The sequence below is a fragment of the Peribacillus sp. TH27 genome (genome assembly GCF_016650915.1).
Lineage (GTDB): Bacteria > Bacillota > Bacilli > Bacillales > DSM-1321 > Peribacillus > Peribacillus butanolivorans.
The window spans coordinates 4,602,716-4,629,699 of record NZ_JAEKEV010000002.1; the positions used below are offsets into that span (position 1 = coordinate 4,602,716).

Consider the following 26,984-nt stretch of genomic DNA (forward strand, 5'->3'; position numbering starts at 1 on the left):
TAATTGATTTAAAAGGGGGAGCTTATGGGACAAATCATTGGAATCACCGGGGGGATTGCAAGCGGGAAAAGCAGCGTCAGCCTTTATATACAGGAACTCGGTTTCACGATTGTAGATGCAGATGTGGCCTCCCGCGCAGTCGTAGAGCCAGGTGAAGAAGCCTACCATCAAGTAGTAAAAGCTTTTGGTGAAGATATTTTATTGGTGGATGGCAATATTGATCGGGTGAAATTAGGGTCTATTATATTTCATGATCAAGAAAAGAGATTGCTTTTAAATAGTATCGTGCACCCTGCTGTTAGGAATTGGATGCGTATAAAAACGGAAAAGGCACTCGCTGCAGGAGAAGAAACGGTATTTATGGATATTCCGCTCCTATTCGAAAGTAAGTTAACATTCATGGTTGAAAAGACTCTATTGGTATATGTAGATGAGCGCGTTCAATTGGAACGCTTAATGAACCGGAATGGATTATCAGAGACAGATGCACTTGCAAGAATTCAATCACAGATGCCGTTAGCTGATAAAAAAGTTTTAGCGGATGCGGTCATTGATAATAATGGGAATCTTGAGGAAACAAAGAAGCAGGTTAAAACCGTACTTTGCAATTGGAATGTCTTATAAATGAGAAAAAAGGGAGAAGCCTTATGGTTTCTTCCTTTTATTTTGAAAAAATAACAACAATCCGCATTTTTATTAGCACAATTGCACTCAATTATGTTATACTAATTACATATGAGAGGTAATAAGTATAACATTAATATTTTCAGGAGGGTCCGAACAATGAATTCAAGAATAGCGATTAACGGATTTGGGAGAATTGGAAGAATGGTTTTCCGAAAGGCCATATTAGATGAGAGTTTGGACATTGTTGCCATTAATGCAAGCTATCCTGCTGAAACTTTAGCCCACTTACTAAAATATGATACGATCCATGGTAAATTCGACGGTATAATTGTAGCGGAAGATGATTCACTTGTAGTGAATGGCCGCCGTGTACAACTAATAAATAACCGCGATCCAAAGCAATTGCCTTGGAAAGAGATGAACATAGATATTGTAATCGAAGCTACGGGCAAATTCAATGATCGTTCTAAAGCGGCTCTTCATTTAGATGCAGGGGCAAAAAGAGTTATTTTATCCGCTCCGGGTAAAAATGAAGACGTTACCATTGTAATGGGCGTCAATCAGGAAGCGCTAGAAATTGACAAGCATTTTGTTATATCCAATGCATCTTGTACAACTAACTGCCTTGGACCAGTTGCGAAAGTGCTCGATGAAAAATTCGGCATTGACAACGGTTTAATGACAACGATTCATTCTTATACAAATGACCAAAATAATATCGATAACCCGCACAAAGACTTAAGACGTGCTCGTGCAGCTGCAGAAAGTATCATTCCTACGACAACAGGAGCGGCTAAAGCCATCTCTCTAGTTTTGCCTCAATTAAAAGGCAAGCTTCACGGTATGGCGATACGTGTACCAACACCTAACGTTTCTTTAGTCGATCTTGTTGTGGACTTAAATCATGATGTAACGATTGATGAAGTGAACCAAGCATTCATTGACGCATCAGAAAATGAACTTAAAGGGATTATGGAATTCACGACAGAACCTCTTGTTTCGAGTGACTTCAAAACTAATCCGCACTCTGCAATCATCGATGGTCTATCAACGATGATGATTGGGAATAGAAAAGTGAAAGTCCTTGCTTGGTATGATAACGAGTGGGGTTACTCAAACCGTGTAGTGGATCTTGTAAATTTAGTAGCTTCCGAGTTGAAAAAAACTTCAGAAGTTCAATTATCTGCTAATTAGTTGAATAAACCCGAGTCTGCTGAGTCTTTTAGCGGGCTCGGGTTTATTTTTAGCGAATTTTTAATTCTATTTTTAGCGGTTTAATGTGAAATTTTTTTTGCGAAGTGATAAACTGCTATGAAATGATTCAAAGGGCAAGGACTTCATTAAGAAAGCCCTTACATTTTTTTTGTATAAACATTATCTTGCCGAAAATTCAAAATGGCAGTTGCAAAAAAAATTCAAACAATATATACTATGAATCGTGAACTTCTTCAAAAGAGAGTTTGCACGATGGCTACTTAAAGGGTTAGGACCTCTTTGGACTAACTTTCCCCCGTGGTAGTTGTTAGAAGTTATGTAATTTTTAATCATGGTAAGGGGGAAGCTTAAAATGGAAACAGCTTACACTATGGAAACAATGGGTAGACATGTCATTTCTGAACTTTGGGGTTGTGACTTTGAAAAACTGAACAATATTGATTTGATTGAAAAGATTTTTGTTGATGCTGCATTGAAGTCAGGTGCAGAGGTTCGCGAAGTAGCATTCCACAAGTTTGCTCCACAAGGAGTAAGTGGGGTTGTCATCATTTCTGAATCACATTTAACGATTCACAGTTTTCCAGAACACGGCTATGCAAGCATTGATGTCTATACATGTGGTAATTTGGATCCGAATATTGCGGCAAACTATATTGCTGAAGCTTTGAATGCGCAAACACGTGAAAACATTGAACTTCCACGTGGATTAGGTCCGGTACAAATGAAAAAAGCCAATATAAGTGCCCTATAAAAAACGTATACACAGAGATGCCATGGGTGCATCTCTTTTTTAATGCAATAAATTAGCAAGCCCGCTTTAAACTAAAGATTGTGACTAGTAAAAAGCATAAAGACTCTGATAACGCTCCTTCAAAAAAGTGCCTACTGTTGGAAGTTACACTTTTTACTTGTACTGGTTGTTCCTTTTAATATAAGATTGAGATAGAAGAGTAAATCCTTGGGGAACATTTAGATAGGGGAGTCCTACATAAAATACGGAGCTGATAATGATGAAATGCCCATCATGTCAATATAATGGAACAAGAGTGCTCGATTCCAGGCCAGTCGATGAAAGTAAATCGATTCGACGACGCCGTGAATGTGAGGCATGTGGTTTTCGATTCACGACATTTGAAAAGGTAGAGGAAACGCCGCTGATTGTAGTGAAAAAAGGCGGGACACGGGAAGAGTTCAGTCGTGATAAAATCCTACGTGGCTTAATCAGGGCCTGCGAAAAACGTCCAGTTCCACTAAAGGAATTGGAGCAAATTACCAGTTATGTAGAAAAGGAATTGCGCAACCAGGGCATCGCAGAAGTGAAAAGTGACAATGTCGGCGAAATGGTGATGGACAAACTGGCAGAAGTCGATGAGGTTGCCTATGTTAGATTCGCTTCCGTATATCGACAATTTAAAGATATTAATGTCTTTATTGATGAATTGAAAGATTTAATAAATAAAGAAAGAAAGTAGAGCTGAAGATTTACTTTGGCTCTTTTTTCACTACATCTTTTGAAAGGTTTGAATGGAGATGTCAATGCATTGGCAAGAATTGCTCCCAGCGGATTCATACTTGGTTTCATCTGCGGGGCTGCTTCATGATTATGATCGGAAAATACTAACCCGACTATATCAACCTCTTATTGGACCGATCTGTATTAGCCTATACATGACGTTATGGAGTGAGTTAGAGGAAAATCGGCTCTGGTCGGAAGCTTCCTCACATTATCAATTAATGAATACAATTGGCCTTAAATTAGGCGATATTTACGAAGCACGCCTTTTGCTTGAGGGAATCGGACTGCTGAATGTGTATAAGAAATCGAAAGAAGATACGAAGGAATTTATTTACGAATTGAATTCGCCGCTGTCACCTCAACAGTTTTTCACTGATGGTATGCTGAATATATACTTATACAAAAAAATTGGCAAAGTACAATTTAACCGGTTAAAGAGATTCTTTTGCGATGATCACATTTTAACGGATCAGTATGAAAGTGTGACAAAATCTTTTGCAGAGGTGTTTTCATCAGATCATTTGGACTCCTTATATGTAACAGATGAAGCGAAAAACGAATGGAAACCTTTGCCCGAACAGCAATATATCAATCGAGCGGATGGAGTCGAGCCATCGGGATTTGACGGCTTATTTGATTTTGACCTTTTGTTAGCCGGAATAAAATCATCAATCGTGCCGAAAAAGGCCTTTACTCCGAAAATAAAAAGTACGATTGCCAAACTTGCCTTTTTATATGGCATTGATCCGCTTGAAATGCAAAAACTAGTTATGGATGCCGTTTCATTGGATGATGAGATCGACGAGGAAATATTAAGAAAGGCGGCAAGGGACTGGTACCAAATCGAGCGACAGGCCGATATGCCTTCCCTTGTCAATCGCGTGCAGCCGATACGTGAACGAACACAAAAAGAAGAACCGAAAACGCAGGAACAAGAGCTAATCCGTCATTTGGAGACGATTTCCCCGCGCGACCGTCTGATGCAGTTGTCAGGCGGTGCAGAGCCATCCAGCGGTGATTTGAAAGTGGTAGAAGGTGTGATGATCAACCAAAAGCTAAATCCGGGGGTCGTCAATGTCTTAATTGAATATGTTATGCTCAAAACAGATATGAAATTCACAAAGGGCTATGTGGAAAAACTGGCGGGCCATTGGGCACGTCTGAAGGTGTCTACTGTCATCGAAGCGATGGAACTAGCTAAAAAAGAGCACCGGAAATATCAGGATTGGGCTCAGGGAAGCAGAAACGTTGCAAAAGGCGGCCGGAAAAAGACGATTCGGGAAGAAGTGGTTCCCGAATGGCTTGAGAAAAAAGAAGAAACACAGCAGGAGCAGAAAGTGGATCAGCCTGAATTGAATGAACAGAAACGCGAGCTTCAGGAGAAATGGAAGCAGTGGAAAGCTGGAGGTGAAATGAACGATGGAAAAGATTAATAGTTCCCTTAATAAATTGGCTAATACAAACCAATTTCAGGAGCGTTATGAAAAGTTAAAACAGGAAATTTTTGAAGACGAACAGGTGCGGCTATTTTTGAATGCCAATAGTTCGACTGTTACGAAGGAAATGATTGATAAAAACTTAGGGAAGCTTTATGAATTTACTTCGCAAAGTAATAAGTGTGATAAATGTCCAAGTTTGGATGGCTGTATCAATATGATGCATGGCTATTATCCCAAACTGGTTGTTCAAGGGAAGGCACTTAATTTGAATTATGAAATCTGTCCGCGGAAATTGGCAGAGGATGAAAAGCGAAAACGCGAAAAATTGATTCGCAGTCTTTATGTGCCAAAGGATATTTTAAAGGCTACCATTGAAGACTTTTCACAAACGGATGATGAAAACAAACGTTTAGGCGTTTTAGGTAAAGCGATGTCATTCATTATGGAGTATGAGCCGGGTAAAAGACAAAAAGGATTATATATTTATGGGAAGTTCGGCGTTGGCAAGACTTATTTATTGGGGGCAATTGCCAATGAACTCGCTGAAAGGCAAATATCCTCACTAATCGTCTATGTACCGGACTACTTAAGAGAACTAAAGGGCTCGATTGGCGATAATACCGTCAATGAGAAAATTGAAATGGTCAAAACGGCACCTGTTCTTATGCTGGATGATATCGGAGCCGAGTCTATGACAAGCTGGGGCCGCGATGAAGTCTTTGGGCCAATTTTGCAATTTAGGATGCTGGAAAACCTGCCTACGTTTTTCACTTCGAATTTTGACATGAATGGCCTTGAAAATCACTTAACCTTTTCACAGCGCGGTGAGAAGGAAGAAGTGAAAGCGGCCAGAGTATTGGAAAGAATTCAATATTTAGCAGAACCGGTCAAGCTTGATGGAATAAACCGGAGAAGATAGTGGAAAGTGGTCTCTTATTAGAGGTCACTTTTTTCTATTACAAGCCTTATCCTACTTCTAAACAAGTCCCTATCCCCATATACATGAAAAAAGAAGCAAGGGGGAAGGGGGGATGTCGTAGTGCAAATTTCGTTTCAAAATGATTCAGAGGCATTAAAATTACTGAATTTAGTTTCTGTCCATCCGTTAGGGGCAGAATTTCAACCATACATTCGATTTCTTCCACAACAAGGTATGTATGTGGATATGACAGAGTCAGTAGGTGATAAATGGCTAATCCTGCTCAGTGAAGTATTTCATTCTTTTTTGTTGGAAGAAAAGATGCTTCCTGTGATTGAACAAATCATAATTAGTAAATTTTTCTATAGAGAACGAGAAGAAATTGAAGCGATTACCGAAATTGCATCATCGATTATTGAAGGAGAAAGAGCTAGGTGTCAAGGGATGTTATTCAGTACGGAAAAAAAATTGATTGAGGAAGGGCTTCAAAGCATTTTGGCGGGGAAGGTGTCTTTTTCATTCGATTCCTTTACGACTTTCCGTTTAAAATCATTTCAGCATACGTTGGAAAAGTATGTGGTCAAGGCGATTGATGAATATAAGTTGGAACAGGACTATCAAAATTTTATTGCTACGCTCCGTGATTGCCTGCATGGGCAGGAGTCGAAATTACCAAAGCTTCATCTTGTCAATCGAGACGGTTTTCAATTCTATGATCAGGAATTCAGCAAGCTTGACCGTCCAAAAATCAATAGTATGATTGACAGGCGGCTCCTTGCCAAAAGTTCACTTTTTCTCGATACGGTGATACTTGCCCCGCTGTTATCGATTGCTCCGGAAAACTTGTACATCTATACCGATGACAAGGAAGAAGGCCTAATTCAAACAATGGCGCGGATTTTCGAGGAGCGGGCGACTGTCCTGCCGCTCTCAGCATTTTCGAAGGCGTTTGAATAATCTTTTTTGGGGATAATGAACTAAACAGAAAATTAACCTTGATTTTCACCGTATAACAAATTATAATTTCCTACATACTATTAAAAACAAAAGTTATGATGAGGACACGGGTATTCTAGTCGCCGATTTTCAGAGAGGGGAGCCAAAAGGCTGTAAGCTTCCTATTCGCATAGATCACTTACCACCTTTAAACTTCGGCTCGGAAAGCAATTAGATTGCGACTATGAGTTGACGGGAAGCTGCCGTTACCAAGTTACAAGTGTCATTTTGCCGTGAAAAGCAAGGTGAAACGAGGGTGGAACCGCGGGTTAATGATTATGATTATTAAGCTCGTCCCTGTTTTATACAGGGGCGGGCTTTTTGTGTTGTAATTAGATTTCTCGCTCGGATACCTATAACTGAAAACAGATTGTTCTAAAAATAAGAAGGAGTGAAACTGAATGTCTGAATTACTGAAAATATCATTTCCTGACGGAGCGGTGAAGGAGTTTGCTAAAGGTACAACTACTGAAGACATTGCTGCATCCATCAGCCCTGGTTTAAGAAAAAAATCCATTGCTGGAAAGTTCAATGGTGAATTATATGATTTGAAACGTCCAATTGAAGAAGACGGTACAATTGAAATCGTCACACAAGATGCAGCAGATGCGCTTGAAGTGCTTCGCCACAGTACAGCTCATTTGATGGCACAAGCGATCAAACGTCTTTACAAAAATGCTAAATTCGGTGTCGGCCCTGTCATCGAAGGCGGTTTTTACTACGATATGGATCTAGAGGAATCATTAACACCTGAAGATCTTCCTTTGATTGAAAAAGAAATGAAGAAAATCGTTAATGAAAACTTGGAAATTGCTCGCATCGAAGTAAGTCGTGACGAAGCCATATCTCGTTTCAAAGAAATTGGTGACGAGTATAAATTGGAATTGATCGATGCTATTCCTGCTGATCAGCAAGTAACGATCTATGAGCAAGGTGAATTCTTTGACCTTTGTCGCGGAATCCACGTTCCATCTACTGGGAAAATTAAAGAATTCAAGCTATTAAGCGTCGCCGGTGCATACTGGAGAGGCGATAGCAAAAACAAAATGCTTCAACGTATATACGGAACTGCTTTCTTTAAGAAAGAAGAACTATCCGAACACCTACGTTTCCTAGAAGAAGCTAAAGAACGTGACCATCGTAAAATCGGAAAAGAATTGAACCTGTTCATGAGCTCACAGAAAGTTGGACAAGGTCTGCCAATGTGGTTACCAAAGGGTGCGACAATTCGCCGCACAATTGAGCGATATATTGTAGATAAGGAAGAACGCCTGGGTTACGACCACGTGTACACACCTGTAATGGGAAGTGTTGACCTTTATAAAACATCTGGACACTGGGATCATTACCAGGATGATATGTTCCCAGTCATGGAGATGGAAAACGAACAGATGGTCCTGCGTCCGATGAACTGTCCGCATCACATGATGGTATATAAAAACGGCATCCACAGCTATCGCGAGCTACCAATCCGGATTGCTGAGCTTGGCTTGATGCACCGCTATGAAATGTCAGGCGCTCTTTCTGGTCTACAGCGTGTACGTGGGATGACATTGAATGATGCTCACATTTTCGTCCGTCCAGATCAAATTAAAGAAGAGTTCAAACGTGTTGTGAACTTGGTTCTGGAAGTATATAAAGATTTCGATATTAAGGATTATTCATTCCGTCTGTCTTACCGTGATCCGCAGGATAAAGAGAAGTATTTTGATGATGACGCCATGTGGGAAAAAGCACAAAGCATGCTGAAAAGCGCGATGGACGAACTTGGACTAGATTATTTTGAAGCAGAAGGTGAAGCAGCATTCTACGGTCCGAAGCTTGACGTTCAAGTACGTACAGCTTTAGGAAAAGATGAAACTCTTTCAACTGTTCAACTTGATTTCTTGCTTCCTGAACGTTTTGATCTTAACTATGTCGGTGAAGACGGCAAGCAGCACCGTCCGGTCGTTATCCATCGCGGAGTTGTTTCCACAATGGAACGTTTCGTTGCTTACTTAATCGAAGAATACAAGGGGGCATTCCCAACTTGGCTGGCACCTATCCAAGCACAAGTGATTCCGGTCTCACCAGAAGTTCATTTGGATTATGCCAAAGAAGTGCAAGAAAAACTTAAAGCAGAAGGCATCCGTGTTGATTTGGATACACGTGACGAGAAAATTGGTTATAAAATCCGTGAAGCACAAATGCAGAAAATCCCGTACATGCTGGTTGTTGGTGACAATGAAGCCCAAGAAGGCAGTGTAAACGTACGTAAATACGGTGAACAAAAATCAGAAACAGTCGCGTTTGAAGACTTTGTTTCAGCGATTAAAGCAGAAGTAAGCCGTTAACATCAAAAGAGAGACACATATTGTTGTGTCTCTCTTTTGCATAATGCATGATTAATAACAACAGCATGTGAAAGTATAGTCAACAATGAAAAGGAGTGGTCAGCATGAATAAGAAATTTTCCTATCTATTCGGGCCAACATTTCTTGTCGTCATCATCTTATTGTTACTGGATGGTTATCGACAATATGCTATTGTCCCGGTCCTGCTGTTTTGGATAGTTCTATTTGCGTGGGATGCTATTGAGAAAAAGAAAAGGGCAAAAGAAAACCCGTAACATTTGAAGACTCTAGTTAATAGATCCAAGATGTAAATTCAGCTAATTACCCAATAAAATATTTATATGAGGGAGTGGGGAGAAATGGAGATACGGAAGGCTACAAGGCAAGATGCGGGAAAATTGGCAGCTCTGTTCAATCATGTTGAAGATTCCGGGTTCATGTTGTACAATCCGGGTGAAAGAAAAGCAACAGAGAACAAATTGGAGAGGCAAATCGAGCAAATTGAAAATAACCCCCGCTCCATTTTCCTCGTTGCAGCAAGCGGCCACGACTTGATAGGATATCTCATATTATTGGGCAATGAACTTAGCAGAACAAAGCATTCTGCCAAAATTGTCATCGGCATATCCGAACAAGAGAGAGGAAAAGGAGTCGGAACGAAGCTGTTTCAAAAAATGGAGGAGCAGGCACTGGCATATGAAATCCGACGCCTTGAATTGACAGTTATTGCTAACAACGAACCAGCACTTTCCCTTTATAAAAAGATGGGTTTTGTACTAGAAGGTACGAAGCGGGACTCATTATTTTTCGATGAAATGTATCATGACGAATACTATTTGTCTAAATTTCTTTAAAAAAACGTATTGTCAAATAACAAAATGTCTGATAAGATTAATTCTGTTGTGAAAAACGAATAAATTAGCATTTGACAAGTCATCAGTGTTTATGATATATTTCTAAAGTGAATTGAATACGTGTTTGAGGAAAAGAAGAAGCACCCGCTTCTCACCTGGTTGACGCAAACGATGCAGTTAACAGGTCATGATTTGATTATTTGGATCTTTCTGAATTAGTCTATCAGTGTGGGTGCAGCATGCATCCACACTTTTTTATTATGATTATATCCTGTAAGCGAGTTGTGAGCGTGACCGAATTGATTCAAATATTCGTATTCGCCAATATCTTTGGAGGTGGCTAACTATTAGTAAAGACGCGATGGTAAACGAGGGCATCCGAGCCCGTGAAGTTCGTCTTATTGACCAAAACGGAGAACAACTTGGAATTAAAACGAAACTCGAAGCATTGGAAATTGCCGCTCGTGTAAATCTTGATCTAGTTTTAGTTGCTGCAAATGCAAAGCCTCCGGTAGCCCGGATTATGGACTACGGAAAACACCGCTTCGAGCAGCAAAAGAAAGACAAGGAAGCACGTAAAAATCAAAAAGTTATCAGTCTTAAAGAGGTTCGTTTGAGCCCGACGATTGAAGAACATGATTTCAATACTAAGCTTCGCAACGGTATTAAATTCCTTGAAAAAGGCGATAAAGTAAAAGCTTCTATCCGTTTCAAAGGACGTGCTATTACACATAAGGAAATTGGTCAACGTGTACTCGTTCGTTTTTCTGAAGCATGTAAAGAAGTGGCTACAATCGAGCAACATCCAAAAATGGACGGACGCAGCATGTTCATTATCTTAGCACCAAAAGCCGAAAAGTAATTGTAAAGTAATTTGTAATGAGGAGGAATACCTTATGCCTAAAATGAAAACTCACCGCGGATCTGCTAAACGTTTCAAAAAGACTGGATCCGGCAAACTTAAGCGTTCTAACGCTTACACAAGCCATTTATTTGCTAACAAATCTACTAAGCAAAAGCGTAAGCTTCGCAAAGCTAGCCTTGTAAGCAAAGGTGACTTCAAACGTATTCGTCATATGCTAGACAATATTAAATAAGTTCGATTTATCGAGTTAAATAGGAGGGAAATAACATGCCACGTGTAAAAGGCGGTACTGTTACTCGCAAACGTCGTAAAAAGGTAATAAAATTAGCTAAAGGTTACTATGGCGCGAAACATATTCTTTTCAAAGTAGCTAACCAACAAGTAATGAAGTCAGGAAACTATGCTTTCCGTGACCGTCGTCAGAAAAAACGTGATTTCCGCAAACTTTGGATTACTCGTATCAACGCTGCAGCTCGCATCAACGGTCTTTCTTATAGCCGTTTAATGCATGGCTTAAAGCTTGCTGGTATCGAAGTAAACCGCAAAATGCTTGCTGATCTTGCTGTTGCTGACGAACAAGCTTTTGCTCAATTAGCAACTGCTGCTAAACAACAATTAGACAAATAAGTCTGACTGATATCAGCCACTCTCTTTTTCAAGAGGGTGGCTTTTTACATATTTAAAGGGGGAGAGAGGAATGCAAGGAGTTTGGATCATACTTGCCTTTATGTTTATCATTAACATCGTAGGCTTTGTCATAATGGGAGTCGACAAAAAGAGAGCACGCAATGGGAAGTATCGTATCAGCGAAAAGACACTCTGGTTTTGGGCAGTCATAGGTGGGGGAACTGGGACCTTTCTTGGAATGAAACATTTCCATCATAAAACGAAGCATACCTCCTTTAAGTGGGGACTGCCGGTTTTGATGGTCATCCAAATAGGGTTACTTATCAAGATCTTAATTCGATAGTCATATGTAGCTCGTTTAGTGTATATGCTTGTAGAAGCAACAAAGAGTAGCTGGGGGGAAAACATGAATGATAAACTGACACTTGTGATGAGCTACGTTCAATCCGGCAGCGTGTTTGCGCCATTAATCTTTATTACCTTTCATTTATTACGGCAATTTTTATTCATTCCTGTTATCGTGGTTTGCATGGCTGGCGGTGTTTTATTCGGTGCAGCATTTGGAACTATCTATTCCATAATCGGTTTGACGTTGTCCAGTATGGCCTTTTATATTGTAATAGGTAAATTTCCGAAAACGAAGGATAAGCTTCTACGACTTAAAAATAAGCTGTTTGGAAACCGAAAGCTTAACAGCCGACAAATTGCGGTGCTGAGGCTTATTCCGTTTATACACTTTTATTTATTGTCGCTTTGCTTGTTGGAATCCAATAAAGGGTTGAAAAACTATTTTTATTTATCCTTCATGACGAATATCCCTGTAGCCTTCGTATATACAGTGTTTGGCCATTATATTGCAGATTTCAGCCCGACATTAATCGTCATTATTTTATTATCATTAACCTTATTGCTTTATTTATTAAGAGAAAAGCAGACGGTCGTTCCCTGGAAAGAATTTTTCCGCTCACATGATAAATAAAGGGCCTTGAGTGTAATTTCCTCAAGGCTCTTAAGTACGTAGTTGTAACACCACTCGATATGTTTTAGTTATCCAAAAATTCCTTTACAGGGCTTTTCCAATCAATCAAGGCATCCGGATATTGTTTTTTTATGGATGCTTCGATTTTTAAAAAGTCATTGCGCTTCAAACCTTTCAAATCGGCTATTTTCTTAGGCCAAATGAAGATGGAGATAACCTCGAAGGAGCGTTCCGTCGTTCCTAAATACTTTTCCCCTTCAAACATAACCCCATTGTACGTCAATAAAAAATTCTTGTGTATATTCTTTGTATCATCGAGCAGAAAGAAATTTTTCTGTTCATGTGCCAGCTCTAATTTTCGTTTTGGATTAAATAGGTATTTGATAGCCGTATATATTAAGAAGATGATGAGAGCCAAAATTAAGAACCGCAATATTAACACCATGTAGCTACCTCCCTAAACAGAGTGATTCCTTTCATTTACGTATGGGTTTTTAATAAGTTTCATTTATTTGTTATAATTTAAGGGATTAAGATAGAAAGTAGTGATAAAAGTGAACATAGCAAAATTGATGGACATGCAGGCGGCCTTAGATAAGCATATAGAGACAAAGCACGATCTGGGTGCAGAAAACTTGGTCGAGCGGAAGACTCTTGCTCTTTTAGTGGAGCTTGGGGAGCTGGCTAACGAAACGAGATGTTTTAAATTCTGGAGTCTTAAAGGTCCTTCGGATAAAGAAACGATTTTGGCTGAATACGTGGATGGCATTCACTTTATTTTGTCACTTGGGATTGAAAAGAGTTTTGTACCAAAAGTTCCATCGGCTTTCAAAATGGGTCATGTTGATTTAACGGCTCAATTCACTTTGATATACGGGTACATCAACGAGTTTCGTGTGCAATTAACAGAGTCCGCGTTTCAAAAGGTTTTTGCTGAATATCTACATTTAGGGAAGTTGCTAGGATTTTCCGCAGAGGATGTGGAAAATGCATACGTCACCAAAAATGAAGTGAATTACGAAAGACAAAAACAAGGCTATTAATTGTTTGTGCAACCGATATTTTGTATAATTATTCTTGTAGTGTAAAAAAGAGGGAGGTAAATGCATGGCTCAATTGGATGAAACTTTAAGGATGCTGAAAGATTTAACGGATGCTAAAGGCATTGCTGGAAATGAAAGTGAAGTAAGGAAAGTAATGGCTGAATACATAACCCCTTTCGCGGATGAAATATCGACTGATGGTTTGGGAAGTTTGATCGCTATGAAAACAGGTGATGAAAACGGTCCGAAAATCGTCGTTACTGGACATTTGGATGAAGTTGGTTTCATGATAACTCAAATTGATGATAAAGGATTTTTGCGTTTTCAGCCGGTAGGAGGCTGGTGGTCACAGGTGATGCTCGCTCAACGCGTGACGATCGTCACAAATAAAGGCGATGTAACTGGGGTTATCGGTTCAAAGCCGCCACATATTTTGTCAGCAGAAGCGAGGAAAAAGCCGGTAGAGATTAAAGATATGTTTATTGACATTGGTGCAACTAGCAAGGAAGAAGTAAAGGAATGGGGCGTTAAGCCGGGCGATATGGTTGTACCGTATTTTGAATTCACAGTCATGAATAATGAAAAAATGTTGCTTGCTAAAGCTTGGGACAACCGAATTGGCTGTGCAATCGCTATTGACGTCCTTAAACAGTTGAAAGATAGTGACCATCCGAATGTTGTATACGGGATTGGTGCAGTACAAGAAGAGGTTGGTCTACGTGGCTCTAAAACGTCAACGTTCAAAATTCAGCCGGATATTGGTTTTGCCGTTGATGTCGGTATAGCTGGTGATACACCAGGTGTAACCGATAAAGAAGCGATGAGTAAAATGGGTGAAGGTCCGCAAATCGTTATATATGATGCATCGATGGTAGCTCATAAAGGACTGCGGGATTTCGTTACCAACACGGCTGACGAAATGAACATTCCTTATCAATATGAATCGATTCCAGGCGGTGGAACGGATGCAGGTTCCATTCACTTAACAGCAAATGGAGTTCCTGCACTGGCAATTACGATTGCAACACGCTACATTCATTCACATGCGGCAATGCTTCATCGTGATGATTATGAAAATGCAGTTAAACTAATTGTCGAAGTGATCAAACGCCTCGACCGTGAAGCAGTGGACCGTATTATTTACGAATAACATAGAGAAATTTAGAAAAGGAGAGGCTCCTTTAAAGGGCCTCTCCTTTTTCATTGATAGTTACTTATCCTCGACAATTATATAGACGGCTTTAATTGGACCATGAACACCAACGACAAGGTCCATTTCGATATCAGCGGAATTGCTCGGTCCGGTTATGAAATTAATGCAGGAAGGAACGACTTCACCGCGATTAACTTTAGAACGAATGGCAGCTGCAGCTTGTGTCATTCGCGGAACGATGGTGCTCTTTGGGATAATGGAAACATGACAAGCGGGCAGGAAGCTGATGGAACGGCCATGGTTCTTACCGCTAAATAAGACGACGGTCGCTGATTCCGCAAGTGTTATTTCACTGAATGTAATTCCGATATTAGCACTTTCTGCCAGTTCGATATTTTTTTTCCCTGCTTGATGGTCCCAAACGTGGACACCTTTTTCATTCAGCACATCAACTAACTGATAGTCAGAGAATCGATTATCTTTTGGAATGATTAATTGTCCATTTCCAAGTTCCTCAATCACCTGTTTTAAAAGGTGTGCAACTTGCTTTGAGTCGGTAAGGTGAAACTGCGTATGGACCCGTTTGCACTGCTCCTGTAATTCGTTGACAAGATCATCTGGTGTCGCATGTTTCAAAACCTCGAATTGGGGAGCGTGCTTCCAAACAGGACGGGTTATGCCTTCGGTTATAGGAGCTCTTCCTAGGTTTTTGGCAATTTTATTTAAAAACGTGCCTTCATTTTGGATAGTTCCAGTCATGATGGTTTCCCTCCTGTCTCGCGATTTTTAAACCAGTCCCGAAAGCTTTCTTTACTAGGAGCTGGGAATTCACGGCTTTCGGTCCAAGTTTTAAGTGGTCCGGGACCTTTTGAGATGATATCTCCCGTTTTAAAAGGGGACATAGCTGAAGGGGCCATTTTTGAACCAAACTTATAAAGCATTGGAGAAGCGGCGCCGATTCCGAATGCCTTCATTGCCATCTTTTCAGAGAAGGGAGCCATTTTTTCCTTTTCTACGATGACTTCACGATGCTTTCTTAGCAGATCATGCAGAGGGATTTTTACCGGACAGGCATCGGTACAAGCTGCACAAAGAGTTGATGCATAAGGTAGTTCTTTAAAATCATCATAGCCACCAAGTAATGGTGAAAGCACAGCACCAATTGGACCCGGATAAATGGAACCATAGGAATGGCCGCCAACCTGGCGATAGACCGGGCAGACATTGATACAGGCTGCACAGCGAATGCATTGGAGAACAGATTGAAACTCAGTTCCTAAAATAGAAGAGCGGCCATTATCGACGATGACAAGGTGGAATTCCTCAGGTCCGTCGACATCCCCTTCATCACGTGGACCGGTAAGTGCGGTAATGTAGCTGGTCAATCTTTGACCGACCGCGCTTCTTGTCAATAAACTGACAAGAACTTCAAATTCATCGAATGTAGGTACAAGCCGTTCCATCCCCATCACGGTAATTTGCGTTTTTGGCAGGGCCGTGACTAAATCAGCGTTTCCCTCATTCGTTACCAAACCAATCGAGCCAGTTTCTGCAATCGCAAAATTACAGCCGGTAATGCCAACATCCGCACTTAAGAAATCTTTCCGAAGAATACCCCGGACATGAGCGGTAAGCTCCTCCGGATTTTCGGTTTTCGTATAGGCAAGCTTCTCTTTAAAAACATCCCTTATTTGTTCTTTGTTTTTATGGAGAGCAGGCGCGACGATATGGGAAGGCGGATCATGATCATCAACTTGTAAAATGTACTCACCGAGGTCTGTTTCAACGACATCAAGTCCAACAGCTTCAAGAGTGGCATTTAAATTAATTTCTTCCGTGACCATCGATTTGGATTTCACGACTTTTTTGGCATTCTTTTTTACGATAACGTCCTTAATGTATCCGCTTGCTTCTTCAGCTGTTTCAGCAAAAAAGACATGACCTCCTCGTTTCGAAACATTTTCTGCAAGCTGATGCAAATAGAAATCAAGGTTGCTAAGCACATGCTGTCGGATTTCTTCCCCAAGGGACCGCCAATCCTCCCAGCTTCCCAACTCATCAACGGCAGTCAGCCGCCGTCCGTGTAATCGTTCTTGGGCACTCGATACCGCCAGTCGCATAAAATCATTATGTATTCCTTCATCCACTCGGTCTTTAAACTTGGCAGAGCTGGTTTTCATAGCCATGGTTTATCCCTCCTCGCTTTCCTTAAATACTATTCAATACTTCGGCAATATGTAGAACTTTAATAGGTTGACCCTTACGTTGGATACGTCCGCCGATATTCATTAAACATCCTGCATCGCCGCCAATTAAAAAGTCGGCTCCGGTATCTTCAATATTGCAGACTTTTTCCTCGACCATTTGTTCGGATATATCCCCCATCTTAACTGAAAAGGTTCCCCCGAATCCGCAGCAATTTTGAGCGTCCGGAAGAGGTGTCATTTCCAGTCCTTTAACATGGCTTAACAAAATGGCTGGGGCTTCTTTCACTTTAAGAAGCCGAGTCATATGACAGGAAGCATGATAAGTCGCTTTTCCTTCAAATGTTGCGCCAACATCAGTTACCTTTAGAACGTTCACGATGAATTGGGTCAATTCATATGTTTTTGCCGCCAATGCAGCAGCCTTCGTTTCCCATTCAGCATCGCCTTTAAAAAGGACTGGATATTCTTTGAACATAGCCGCACAGGAACCTGAGGGGGTTACTATATATTCAGCATCCTCGAACGTTTGGATCATCTTTTTCATAGCTTCCTTTGATTCCTTTGTATACCCGCTATTGTATGCCGGCTGTCCACAGCAAATCTGCGATTCTGGAAAATCAATCTCACAGCCTAATCTCTCGAGTAGTTCTACTGTTGCTTTTCCGACATTGGATTGAAACAAATCAACTAAACAAGTTGCAAAGAGAGTTACTTTCAATTTGGTCTCCTCCTTTTTTAAAATAGGTTAACAGGTCATCCGATGACTAGATAATAGAAAAAGGAAATGGTTTAAAGAAAATACCAATTTCCAGGATTATAAATGAAGAAATCGTTTTCAAAATAATATACCAATTTTCTCCTTGGTTGTATAGAGTATTTTTGAAATTTAATGAATAATCAAATATTTGTTTGCTGATTAGTGAGGATGACTTTATCTAATGATTCCTCAACGTTTTGAAGGTGAAAAAGCATAGCGTTGCGGGCTCTTGCTTCGTCTTGCGCCACAATCGCGTCATAAATCTTCGCATGCTGTTGGTAAAGTCGTTTAAGTGTCATTTCTTCGGAATATAGAGCAATTCGCCGAATATCACGCATCTTTTCCGTCATTAACTCTGAAACGTGATGCATCAGCGTAATGAGCAATTCATTTTGGGAAGCGTTTGCGACTGCGACATGAAAGGCTATATCAGCTTTATCACTCAGTTCTTCATCTTCAGTCACCTTTTCCATTTCAGAAAGCCTGAACTCAAGCTCAGCAAGATGTTCATTTGTTCGTTTCTTCGCAGCCACTTCAGCCGCTCCTGACTCAAGGATTTTCCGAACCTCTAGCAAATGCTTGATATTGTCCTTATCCATCAAAAGAGCAGCAGTTAATGGGAGGTTCATGATGCTAGGGTCAAATGTTTTAACAAATGTTCCTTCTCCTTGTTTGATTTCAATGAGTCCCATTGAACTTAATGCACTTAATGCTTCACGGATTGCCGGTCGTCCGACTTGGAAATTTTCCGCAAGCTGTTGAATGGAGTCTAATTGTTCACCTGGTTTCAGGGTGCCTGACCGAATCATTTCATAAAGTTCTTCGCTGACTTCTTCATAAATTTTTTTCGGTTTAATTTTTTTATATACCAAGTAGTTAACACCTCTATTTTCTATGAGTTTCTCTGGTTAATATTATATAACACAAACGATCTTTCTCACTTGTGTAAGATTAAAAATCTAAAAAAAATCTTGATTTTATATTTTTTATCATTTAATTTAAATAAATACTCATCAAGTCATCAGATGACTTTGAATATTTAGACATGTAAGGGTTTTCACCTGATACATAATTTCTGAAATTTTTAAAAATTAAGCAAAAGGAGTCGAAATGAATGACATGGACACAAAACTTTACGCCGATTATCGATAATTTAGTCGTATCTTCCATTGCAGCACTTATCCCAATTATTTACTTTTTCTGGGCTCTTACGATCAAGCGAATGAAAGGGTATATTGCTGGTCTTACGACGTTGCTAGTGGCCCTTGCAGTTGCCGTTTTTGTGTATGGAATGCCAGCAGGAAAGGCCGTAATGTCTGCTTCGCAAGGGGCGGTGTACGGGCTACTGCCAATTGGATGGATTATTATCACTTCAGTATTTTTGTACAAAATGACAATTAAAAGCGGACAATTCAATATTATTCGATCTTCGGTTCTTTCGCTTACCGAAGACCGCCGCCTTCAGGCTCTATTGGTTGCGTTTTCTTTCGGGGCCTTTTTAGAAGGGGCTGCTGGATTTGGAGCACCGGTTGCGATTTCCGCAGCACTTTTAGTAGGTCTTGGGTTTAACCCGCTATATGCAGCTGGCATTTGTTTAATTGCCAACACAGCTCCGGTCGCATTTGGGGCCGTTGGAATACCGATTATTGCTATGGAAGGGCCTACGGGGATTGCTGCCATGGAGATTTCAAAAATGGTCGGTCGCCAACTGCCATTCCTTTCAGCGTTCATTCCTCTGTACCTCATTTTGATTATGACTGGGTGGAAACGATCGCTTGAGGTTATGCCAGCTATCTTGGTTTCTGGTCTATCCTTTGCAATTACCCAATACTTTAGCTCGAATTTTCTTGGACCTGAGTTACCGGATATCCTTTCTGCTCTAGTGTCACTTTTTGCTTTAGCAATCTTCCTGAAATTTTGGAAGCCTAAAACAATCTTCCGGTTTGCGTCTGAAGAAACTGCAGCAGCTGTTGAACCATTGGATGATTCAGTGGAAGTGGAAAAAAGGTATACGAAATGGCAAATATTCCATGCATGGTCACCATTCCTTTTGTTAACGCTTTTCATAACGATATGGGGGATGAATCCAATAAAACCTGCGCTCTCTGGACATTATGAAGGTGACAATATGTTACTGAGCGGCATCAATGAAATTGGAAAACTATTAACCTTCCAAATTGAAGTACCAAGTCTGCATAACGAGATTATCGGGAGCAATGGATTACCGATTGCCGCTTTCTTCAAAATAGAATTGCTCGGGGCAGCGGGTACAGCTATATTACTGGCTGCAATCGTTACGAAGTTTATTGCACACATCTCTACAAAAGTTTTCTTTAACACTTTTGCCGAAGCAATGAAAGAGTTGGCAAAACCAATCTTGATGATTTCTTCTGTTGTGGCTTTTGCGTACGTAACGAATGCTTCTGGCATGTCGACAACATTAGGAATGACACTTGCAAAATCAGGGGATTTGTTTCCGTTCTTTGCACCGGTTCTCGGTTGGCTAGGGGTGTTTATTACTGGATCCGATACATCTGCTAATCTCTTATTTGGCAGTCTTCAGAAAGTTACAGCACTTAAGGTAGGGATGGAACCGGTTCTGGCACTTGCGGCGAACTCATCCGGAGGGGTTACCGGTAAAATGATCTCGCCTCAATCGATTGCCATTGCTTGTGCTGCTGTAGGATTGGCAGGCAGGGAATCAGAATTATTGAGATTCACGATTAAACATAGCTTGTTCTTATTGCTGCTTGTTTGTATAATTACTTTCTTGCAAAATGGCGTCCTATCCTGGATGATTCCATAATTTGAATGAGGCTCTCCCTTTTGAAAAGGGAGAGTCCTCTATGCTTTTATAATCTTATACGAAGGGAGGCAACTTATGCATTTAGCAGCTGTGGCAGAAAAATTAGTTCATGAGGTTCGAAAGTTGATTGATGAGGAAATCATCATTATTAATCATGCTGGAACGATTATCGCCAGCACGGATAAAAGTCGTATTGGTTCCTACCATGAAGGAGCCATCCATGCTTTTAAAAACCGTGAGAAACTGATTATCAATAAACAAGATGAACAACATTGGAAAGGGGTAAAGGCGGGAATCAACCTGCCCATTTTTTTTAATCAGGAAGCCGTTTGTGTAATTGGTATTACCGGTGATCCCAAACAGGTTTCTCCATATGCAGAACTTTTAAAAAAGATGACGGAGATGTTTATTCAGGAAAGCTACCATATCGAACAAGAAGAATCGCAGTCCCGCCTGATGGAATTCTTTGTGTTTGAATGGCATCAGCTTCAAAGGTTCAATGAGTCTTTCCTTCAGAAGGCAAAGCTGCTGGGAATTGATGTTATGGTTGACCGAATTATCATTCTTGGTGAATTTCAGACAGAAAAAATCATTGAACAGCATGTGTGGAGGACGCTGCAGATTTACATAAGGCAGCAGCACCCAAAGGACATCGTAGTTCGTTGGGGAAGGAACCAGTTCGTCATTCTTTCATTAGCTGATTTTATCGGTTCAAAAACCCACCAATTAACGAAATTAAGCCAATTGCAAAAAAAACTTGAGGAAAGTTCCGGATATAAAGTGAGCGTGGGGGTTAGTTCACGTTCACCAGGTTCCGCATTTAGACAAGCCTTTTTTAAAGCAGAACGGTCCTTGAAAATTGCGCTTTCTTCATCGAATATTGTATTTGATGAGGACTTGAAGCTCGAAGTCCTGCTCGATGAAGTTACCCCTGAAACAAGAAAGGAATATTTAACCCGGACAATTGAGAACCTACTTCTTAACGAGGAGTTACTTAAAACGCTGTCCATGTATTTTTCCTGTGATCTTTCTTTGAAAGAAACCGCTGCAGCCCTGCATATACACATTAATACTCTCCATTACAGGCTCAAACGTATAGAAGAGTTGACCCAATTAAATCCTAGGAAGCTGTCAGATTTAGTCACTATGTATCTAGCTGTACAAATTTTAGATAAACATACAAATAAATAATATTAAATGCCAGAAAGTCTATATGTTCATACATAGAAGATGGACTGGCTTTTTTCTATACTTAAACTACATAAAAAATTCGTGAACTATTTTTATTACATAAGGGGGATGTATATGTTAGCAAAACAGGTTAAGCAACAACTACTGAGCATTGTTGGTCCGGAAAATTACGATGATTCTAAAGTGGAATGCCTTGTTTATTCATACGATGCAACGCCGGGATATCAATCGATGCCGGATGCCGTTATTAAACCAGGGTGCACGAATGAAGTGGCCGCAATCGTCAAAGTTTGTAATGAACACAAAGTTCCTATCATTCCACGCGGCTCGGGAACGAATTTGAGCGGAGGCACATGCCCGACTGAAGGGGGCCTTGTCCTTTTATTTAATCGGATGAATTCATTGCTTGAAATAGACGAGGAAAACTTAACGGCTACGGTCCAGCCTGGGCTTATCACATTGGATTTGATTTCTGCGGTTGAAAAGAAGGGCTTATTTTATCCGCCCGATCCAAGTTCGATGAAGATTTCCACAATTGGCGGCAATATAAATGAGAACTCTGGTGGATTACGAGGTTTAAAATACGGGGTCACTCGTGATTATGTTATCGGGCTTGAAGTAGTTCTTCCGAATGGGGACATCATTCGAACAGGAGGAAAGCTTGCCAAGGATGTAGCCGGTTATGATTTAACAAAGCTGTTTGTTGGCTCAGAAGGCACACTTGGTATCGTAACGGAAGCGATCTTAAAACTGATTCCCATTCCGGAAACGACAAAGACCATGCTTGCTTTATATCAAGACCTGGATGCTGCGGCCCAATCTGTGGCTAAAATCATTTCAAATAAAATCATTCCAGTCACCCTTGAATTTCTTGATCGGCCAACCTTGATAGTGGTTGAGGATTTCGCGAAAATCGGTTTGCCTACCAATGTGGAAGCAGTTCTCCTAATCGAACAGGATGGACCGCCAGAAGTTGTAGAACGTGATATGAAAAGAATGGCGGATATCTGTCTAGAGGAAAAAGCTGTCTCTGTTGAAATTGCTGAAACGGAACTCGATGCAGTGGCCTTGAAAACGGCGAGACGGACAGCTCTTTCTGCACTCGCACGTTTGAAACCTACGACAATTTTAGAGGACGCTACAGTACCACGTTCGGAAATTGCCAAAATGGTTAGAGCCATTAATGAAATCGCTACTAAACATAATGTGAACATTTGTACATTTGGTCATGCTGGGGATGGAAATCTTCACCCAACGTGTATTACTGATGCCCGTGATCATGACGAAATGGAGAGAGTAGAGCTTGCCTTTGCCGACATTTTTGCTGTGGCTATTGACCTTGGAGGCACGGTTACCGGTGAACATGGAGTTGGAGCCATGAAGGCCCCTTACCTTGAATGGAAGCTGAAAAAAGAGGGCATTGCCGCGATGAAGGGAATTAAACAGGCATTCGATCCGAATAACATCATGAATCCAGGCAAGGTATTCGCCAAAGAAAGTAGGAAAAGGGTGGTGGTGTCATCGTGACGACAGTCCAAGAGAGGGAAATCATTGCCGACCAATTTGCGGAGAAAATGAATGAGGATGAATTGCTTAATTGTATGCGTTGCGGCTTTTGCTTACCCCATTGCCCGACATATATTGAATCAGGATTAAAGGAATCCCATTCACCAAGGGGCCGTATTGCACTTATGAAAGCGGTGACGGATGGCTTGATTGAACCGGATGAAGATGTAGAGCGTTCTTTAAGCCTTTGCCTCGGCTGTAGGGCATGTGAGCCAGTCTGTCCTTCCGGTGTTAAATATGGACATCTACTAGAAGAAGCGAGGGATATCATCCATCAGAATAAAAAACACAGTCTTCCAGTAAAAGCGATGCGTAAGGCGGCTTTTAACGGATTATTTCCTCATCAAGAGCGGATGCAGAACATGACAAGTTTACTGGGCTTTTACCAGCGTTCTGGTCTTCAGTACATTGCTCGTAAAACTGGTGTCCTAAGCATCCTTCCGGATAATCTTGCGAACATGGAAAAAGTGCTGCCGAAAGTTCCCAAAAAATCCGAAATGAAAAATCGGCCAACAGAGCTGCCTGCGATAGGAAATCCGGTCAAAAAGGTAGCCTTCTTTTCCGGCTGTTTAATGGATACAATGTTTTTGGATACAAACAAGGCTACACTAAAACTTCTGCAGCTGGCTGGATGTGAAATCGTAATCCCGAAAGCCCAGGCTTGTTGCGGAGCCCTGCATGGTCATAGTGGTGAAAAAGAAGGCGCAAAACAACTAGCCAAGCGTAATATTGAAGCGTTTGAAGCGGACGAAGTCGATTATATTATTACAAATGCCGGCGGTTGTGGAGCATTCCTTATTGATTATGATCATTTGCTTCAAGATGAGCCGGAGTGGTACGAACGGGCCATTACTTTTAAAAACAAAATGAAAGATATCAGCGAAATTCTTGTGGATTTACGTTTTCAGGAAAAAGTTCGCTTGAAACTGCCCTCACAGTCAGTGACATATCAAGATTCCTGTCACTTACGGAATGTGATGAAAACTTCAAAGGCGCCGAGAATTCTCCTTCAATCGATAGAAGGAATTGATTTTAGGGAAATGAAAGATGCCGATCGTTGCTGCGGCTCAGCTGGGATTTATAATATTGTAGAATCAGAGATGTCTATGAAAATTCTCGATTCGAAAATGGAACACACTAAATCGACACAGGCAGATATTGTTGTTACAGCAAATCCTGGTTGTTTGCTACAAATGCAATTGGGAATCGAAAGAGAAAACTTGAGCGAGTGTACGAAAGCGGTTCATATTGTGGATCTGCTTTTAGAGGCTGTTGTTTTATAGTAGAAGAAAGCGGATGTATTGATTGACTTCAAGTAGTTAATGAAAGTATATAAATGGTATTATTTGGGTAAATGTTAAAATTCAATAAATGAGTAAACCCTTGCTGTGGCTTGGTTTCAAGTAAAATGCCGTTCTGTTTTGAGAAAAAATTGTAATGATATAATCAAAAATGAAATATTACATCCTCGTTTACTTAGGGACCTAGAGGGTAGAGTTTATATATAACATCCACTCAACAAAACCTAAGGAGGAATGAAACATGAATAAAACAGTATATGGTGTATATGAATCGAATGCAGAAGTAATCCAAGCAATTAATGCACTTAAGGCTAAGGGCTTTGAGGGAGACGATATTTTGGTTGTTGCAGACAAGGAAGAGACATTAGATTTTACGAATCATCAACGAGAAACTGATGTGCATACGATGACAAATGTTCCAAACGACGAATCCTTTATGGACAAGGTAGCACGTTTCTTCATGCCAGATAATACGGCTGATCTTTCAACCAGGTTAGCGGATGCAGGGCTTTCTAACAGTGAAGCGGCAGAGCATGTCTATGATGTAGAACAAGGGAAAGTTCTAGTTCTTGTAGAAGAGGGAGAAGGACATCTGGGAACGTCACGAAACAAATTCACTACCGGAGCAAGAGGTGTTGGAACGTCAGGAACAACGCTGGATACGAACTCAGCTAACCCCCTTTATAACGGTACCGAAAAAACGGATGCATTAAATAAAGACGACGTTTATGGAGTAAATGGACGAGGCCGTGAGGATAGTTTGGAAACAAGCAGTATTAATGAAGGGGAAACATTGCGTATCCCAGTTGTAGATGAAAAGTTGGAAGGATCGAAAATACCAGTTGTCACAGATGAAATTGTTATCAAGAAGCATGCTGTACAAGAAACTGAACAAGTCCAGGATACCTTCAAAAAAGAAGATATCCAGCTTGATAGTACTGAAGATACAATCGTACATGAAAAAAAGGCAACTGACCGAAGAAAAGAGCGCTTCTAAAAGAGTAATAAAAAGAGCCTGCAGTTTTTAAACTGCAGGCTCTTTTTATCCTAATTCTTTTTACAAGAGGGAATTTTAGAAAACCGCTTTTGGAGTAAGTCATCATTTGTTTAATTTGGGGCCATCCGGGTATAAATACACATAAGATTCAAATCGGAATTATCAAAGGAGGAAGAAGCATGGGAATAACATTATATGGTGTTTTTGATTCTAATCCGGAAGTTATTAAGGAAATACAAACTCTCAAAGTAAAGGGAGTTCGTGATGAAGAAATAACCGTAATAGCAGATAAAAAAGAAGATTTGAATTTTGGGAATGAAAAGCAGGAATCGGATGTAGACGTCATTACGAATTCATATAAGGATTCTTTTATTGAAAAGGTCAAACACTTTTTCTTAAACGAAGGATCTGGAGACATGAGGAGCCGGCTAGGAGATATGGGACTTGCCGATAGTGAAGCCACTGCTTATATAAACGAAATTCAAGCTGGGAAATTCCTGATTCTCCTGAATGAATCAGAAACCATATCACCGGAGGAAGTAGTAACTACCGACACCATGCAAAAAGCGGACAGGCTTACCGCAGAGAACCCACTTAAAACAGGCATGATGAATAATCCGGACCCTAACCTTTTCCCGGAAACAACAGCTAATGCTTATCAAACAAGGGAAGTAGAAGCCCAGCCTGGAAAAAGCGAAGAGCTTCATGGGAATTCTGCCAACTTATTTGAAAATCAATACCTGAACACGAATCGAGCTGAAGAACGAGAAATAAAGGCGAACTCCACCGAAAAATATAAGGTGGAAAAGCCTGGGGATTATGATGGAACACTAGCGAGCGACCCCAATGTAGACCCATTTTCTGTTGATACTAAAAAAGCACTGGATACAGCAGGGGCACTGGATCGGACTATGAACCCGAATGTTGAAAGTGTGCAGCAAGAAGAAAAGGAAAAGGATATCATGAGAGATGAATACATCAAAAATCGAGTTAACACCGATAATCTGTAAGACGCAAAATAACAGCCTGCGCAAGGCTGTTATTTTTTTAAGGAATGGGTGGAAATCCTTTTATGCAAAGGATTCCTTTAATGATTGGTTAGGATTTCTCATTAGACAATTTGCTTGTTTATTGATCAAGCCGCAAGGTATAATTACAAAGGAATTTATTCTAAGTAGAGTAACAAGGAGGGGGAGAAACATGGAAAAAAACGTATATGGTGTTTTTGACTCTAATCCGGAACTACTTGCTGCAATTCAAGAATTACAAGCTAAAGGCGTTACTGGCCCCCAAATGACAGTAGCAGCTAATATAAAAAATGATGTGCAGCTTGGAAATGAACATACGGATATCCTGATCATCGCCAATCAGGATAAGGAGGACACTCTTTTTTTAAGAATCTTCCACTACTTCACAGATGAAGGATCTGGAGATTTACGCAGCTTTTTCACGAAATACGGCTACTCTTATGATGAGACAAAAGCGATGCTTGAAGAAGTGAGCGCAAAAAAATTCATCTTGCTGCTCGATGAAGAAGTATCTATCGATGAACTAAAGTCAGGCTTTGATAAAGTAGTGCCGAAGTAAGCGAAT

General features: G+C 40.6%; 29 protein-coding genes and 1 other annotated feature. Of the genes, 24 read left to right on the forward strand and 5 right to left on the reverse strand.

Features of this window, described 5'->3' with window-relative positions:
* The first annotated feature begins 24 nt into the window (after positions 1–24).
* From coaE to JFU24_RS23550, 15 genes are all read left to right on the forward strand, one after another.
* Positions 25–624 carry a dephospho-CoA kinase gene (coaE, locus tag JFU24_RS23480; protein ID WP_201250584.1) on the forward strand — a complete coding sequence of 200 codons (600 nt, stop codon included), beginning with the start codon at positions 25–27 and terminating at the stop codon, positions 622–624.
* A 159-nt stretch (positions 625–783) separates the two neighbouring features.
* Positions 784–1,821: a glyceraldehyde-3-phosphate dehydrogenase gene (locus JFU24_RS23485; RefSeq protein WP_201223413.1), complete on the forward strand. Its 1,038-nt coding sequence runs from the start codon at positions 784–786 to the stop codon at positions 1,819–1,821.
* Between the two features lie 391 nt (positions 1,822–2,212).
* Complete coding sequence (gene speD, locus JFU24_RS23490) at positions 2,213–2,593, forward strand: adenosylmethionine decarboxylase (RefSeq protein ID WP_053348147.1); 381 nt, start codon at positions 2,213–2,215, stop codon at positions 2,591–2,593.
* A 259-nt stretch (positions 2,594–2,852) separates the two neighbouring features.
* Positions 2,853–3,314, forward strand: coding sequence for a transcriptional regulator NrdR (gene nrdR, locus JFU24_RS23495; RefSeq protein ID WP_053347258.1), 462 nt, complete (start codon positions 2,853–2,855; stop codon positions 3,312–3,314).
* A gap of 58 nt (positions 3,315–3,372) precedes the next feature.
* A complete protein-coding gene (locus tag JFU24_RS23500) occupies positions 3,373–4,791 on the forward strand; it encodes a replication initiation and membrane attachment family protein (protein WP_190271063.1) in 1,419 nt (472 codons plus the stop codon).
* Complete coding sequence (gene dnaI / locus JFU24_RS23505; protein ID WP_053347256.1) at positions 4,778–5,716, forward strand: primosomal protein DnaI; 939 nt, start codon at positions 4,778–4,780, stop codon at positions 5,714–5,716. The genes JFU24_RS23500 and dnaI overlap by 14 nt, the downstream gene beginning before the upstream one ends.
* Positions 5,717–5,836: 120 nt before the next feature.
* Positions 5,837–6,673 carry a sporulation protein YtxC gene (ytxC, locus tag JFU24_RS23510; RefSeq protein ID WP_053347255.1) on the forward strand — a complete coding sequence of 279 codons (837 nt, stop codon included), beginning with the start codon at positions 5,837–5,839 and terminating at the stop codon, positions 6,671–6,673.
* A gap of 440 nt (positions 6,674–7,113) precedes the next feature.
* Positions 7,114–9,045 (forward strand): threonine--tRNA ligase, encoded by a 1,932-nt coding sequence (thrS, locus tag JFU24_RS23515; protein ID WP_056529270.1) that lies wholly within the window; start codon positions 7,114–7,116, stop codon positions 9,043–9,045.
* A 104-nt stretch (positions 9,046–9,149) separates the two neighbouring features.
* Complete coding sequence (locus JFU24_RS23520; protein ID WP_201223415.1) at positions 9,150–9,320, forward strand: hypothetical protein; 171 nt, start codon at positions 9,150–9,152, stop codon at positions 9,318–9,320.
* 84 nt (positions 9,321–9,404) lie between these two features.
* Positions 9,405–9,899, forward strand: coding sequence for a GNAT family N-acetyltransferase (locus JFU24_RS23525; protein ID WP_053347253.1), 495 nt, complete (start codon positions 9,405–9,407; stop codon positions 9,897–9,899).
* A 126-nt stretch (positions 9,900–10,025) separates the two neighbouring features.
* Positions 10,026–10,162: a sequence feature (ribosomal protein L20 leader region), on the forward strand.
* 98 nt (positions 10,163–10,260) lie between these two features.
* Positions 10,261–10,761 (forward strand): translation initiation factor IF-3, encoded by a 501-nt coding sequence (gene infC, locus JFU24_RS23530; RefSeq protein WP_053347252.1) that lies wholly within the window; start codon positions 10,261–10,263, stop codon positions 10,759–10,761.
* A gap of 34 nt (positions 10,762–10,795) precedes the next feature.
* On the forward strand, positions 10,796–10,996 hold the full coding sequence (gene rpmI, locus JFU24_RS23535; RefSeq protein WP_034309070.1) for a 50S ribosomal protein L35: 201 nt from the start codon (positions 10,796–10,798) through the stop codon (positions 10,994–10,996).
* A gap of 35 nt (positions 10,997–11,031) precedes the next feature.
* Positions 11,032–11,391, forward strand: a complete 360-nt coding sequence (gene rplT / locus JFU24_RS23540; RefSeq protein WP_034309067.1) for a 50S ribosomal protein L20 — start codon at positions 11,032–11,034, stop codon at positions 11,389–11,391.
* Between the two features lie 70 nt (positions 11,392–11,461).
* Positions 11,462–11,734 (forward strand): DUF1294 domain-containing protein, encoded by a 273-nt coding sequence (locus tag JFU24_RS23545; protein WP_053347251.1) that lies wholly within the window; start codon positions 11,462–11,464, stop codon positions 11,732–11,734.
* 63 nt (positions 11,735–11,797) lie between these two features.
* Entirely contained in the window at positions 11,798–12,370 is a 573-nt protein-coding gene (locus JFU24_RS23550) for a TVP38/TMEM64 family protein (RefSeq protein ID WP_201223417.1), read from the forward strand.
* Positions 12,371–12,434: 64 nt separating this feature from the next.
* Here JFU24_RS23550 and JFU24_RS23555 read toward each other — a convergent pair whose 3' ends face one another.
* Complete coding sequence (locus JFU24_RS23555) at positions 12,435–12,815, reverse strand: sigma-w pathway protein ysdB (protein WP_201186142.1); 381 nt, start codon at positions 12,813–12,815, stop codon at positions 12,435–12,437.
* A 109-nt stretch (positions 12,816–12,924) separates the two neighbouring features.
* Between JFU24_RS23555 and JFU24_RS23560 the strand changes: the two genes are divergently transcribed.
* Together JFU24_RS23560 and JFU24_RS23565 are read left to right on the forward strand one after the other, a co-directional pair.
* Positions 12,925–13,413 carry a dUTP diphosphatase gene (locus tag JFU24_RS23560; protein ID WP_201186140.1) on the forward strand — a complete coding sequence of 163 codons (489 nt, stop codon included), beginning with the start codon at positions 12,925–12,927 and terminating at the stop codon, positions 13,411–13,413.
* Positions 13,414–13,477: 64 nt separating this feature from the next.
* On the forward strand, positions 13,478–14,563 hold the full coding sequence (locus JFU24_RS23565; protein ID WP_056529259.1) for a M42 family metallopeptidase: 1,086 nt from the start codon (positions 13,478–13,480) through the stop codon (positions 14,561–14,563).
* A gap of 60 nt (positions 14,564–14,623) precedes the next feature.
* Here the strand turns inward: JFU24_RS23565 and JFU24_RS23570 are convergent, their stop codons facing one another.
* The 4 genes from JFU24_RS23570 to JFU24_RS23585 all read right to left on the reverse strand — a co-directional run bounded on the left by JFU24_RS23570 (position 14,624) and on the right by JFU24_RS23585 (position 18,402).
* The gene (locus JFU24_RS23570) at positions 14,624–15,325 is read right to left on the reverse strand and encodes a LutC/YkgG family protein (RefSeq protein WP_201223419.1); all 702 of its coding nucleotides are present in this window, start codon (positions 15,323–15,325) and stop codon (positions 14,624–14,626) included.
* Positions 15,322–16,752: a LutB/LldF family L-lactate oxidation iron-sulfur protein gene (locus JFU24_RS23575; protein ID WP_201223421.1), complete on the reverse strand. Its 1,431-nt coding sequence runs from the start codon at positions 16,750–16,752 to the stop codon at positions 15,322–15,324. The genes JFU24_RS23570 and JFU24_RS23575 overlap by 4 nt, the downstream gene beginning before the upstream one ends.
* Before the next feature lie 22 nt (positions 16,753–16,774).
* A complete protein-coding gene (locus tag JFU24_RS23580; RefSeq protein ID WP_201223423.1) occupies positions 16,775–17,491 on the reverse strand; it encodes a (Fe-S)-binding protein in 717 nt (238 codons plus the stop codon).
* A 179-nt stretch (positions 17,492–17,670) separates the two neighbouring features.
* The gene (locus tag JFU24_RS23585) at positions 17,671–18,402 is read right to left on the reverse strand and encodes a FadR/GntR family transcriptional regulator (protein ID WP_201223425.1); all 732 of its coding nucleotides are present in this window, start codon (positions 18,400–18,402) and stop codon (positions 17,671–17,673) included.
* Positions 18,403–18,644: 242 nt separating this feature from the next.
* On the opposite strand from JFU24_RS23585, the gene JFU24_RS23590 reads away from it, so the two are divergent.
* The 7 genes from JFU24_RS23590 to JFU24_RS23620 all read left to right on the forward strand — a co-directional run bounded on the left by JFU24_RS23590 (position 18,645) and on the right by JFU24_RS23620 (position 26,978).
* Positions 18,645–20,336: an L-lactate permease gene (locus JFU24_RS23590; RefSeq protein ID WP_201223427.1), complete on the forward strand. Its 1,692-nt coding sequence runs from the start codon at positions 18,645–18,647 to the stop codon at positions 20,334–20,336.
* 75 nt (positions 20,337–20,411) lie between these two features.
* A complete protein-coding gene (locus tag JFU24_RS23595; protein WP_201223429.1) occupies positions 20,412–21,527 on the forward strand; it encodes a CdaR family transcriptional regulator in 1,116 nt (371 codons plus the stop codon).
* A 114-nt stretch (positions 21,528–21,641) separates the two neighbouring features.
* Complete coding sequence (glcD, locus tag JFU24_RS23600) at positions 21,642–23,054, forward strand: glycolate oxidase subunit GlcD (RefSeq protein ID WP_201223431.1); 1,413 nt, start codon at positions 21,642–21,644, stop codon at positions 23,052–23,054.
* Positions 23,051–24,376: a (Fe-S)-binding protein gene (locus JFU24_RS23605; protein ID WP_201186130.1), complete on the forward strand. Its 1,326-nt coding sequence runs from the start codon at positions 23,051–23,053 to the stop codon at positions 24,374–24,376. The genes glcD and JFU24_RS23605 overlap by 4 nt, the downstream gene beginning before the upstream one ends.
* A gap of 259 nt (positions 24,377–24,635) precedes the next feature.
* A complete protein-coding gene (locus tag JFU24_RS23610) occupies positions 24,636–25,391 on the forward strand; it encodes a YsnF/AvaK domain-containing protein (RefSeq protein ID WP_201186129.1) in 756 nt (251 codons plus the stop codon).
* Positions 25,392–25,570: 179 nt separating this feature from the next.
* The gene (locus JFU24_RS23615; RefSeq protein WP_201223433.1) at positions 25,571–26,401 is read left to right on the forward strand and encodes a general stress protein; all 831 of its coding nucleotides are present in this window, start codon (positions 25,571–25,573) and stop codon (positions 26,399–26,401) included.
* Between the two features lie 190 nt (positions 26,402–26,591).
* Entirely contained in the window at positions 26,592–26,978 is a 387-nt protein-coding gene (locus tag JFU24_RS23620) for a general stress protein (RefSeq protein ID WP_053347238.1), read from the forward strand.
* Positions 26,979–26,984 lie beyond the last annotated feature (6 nt).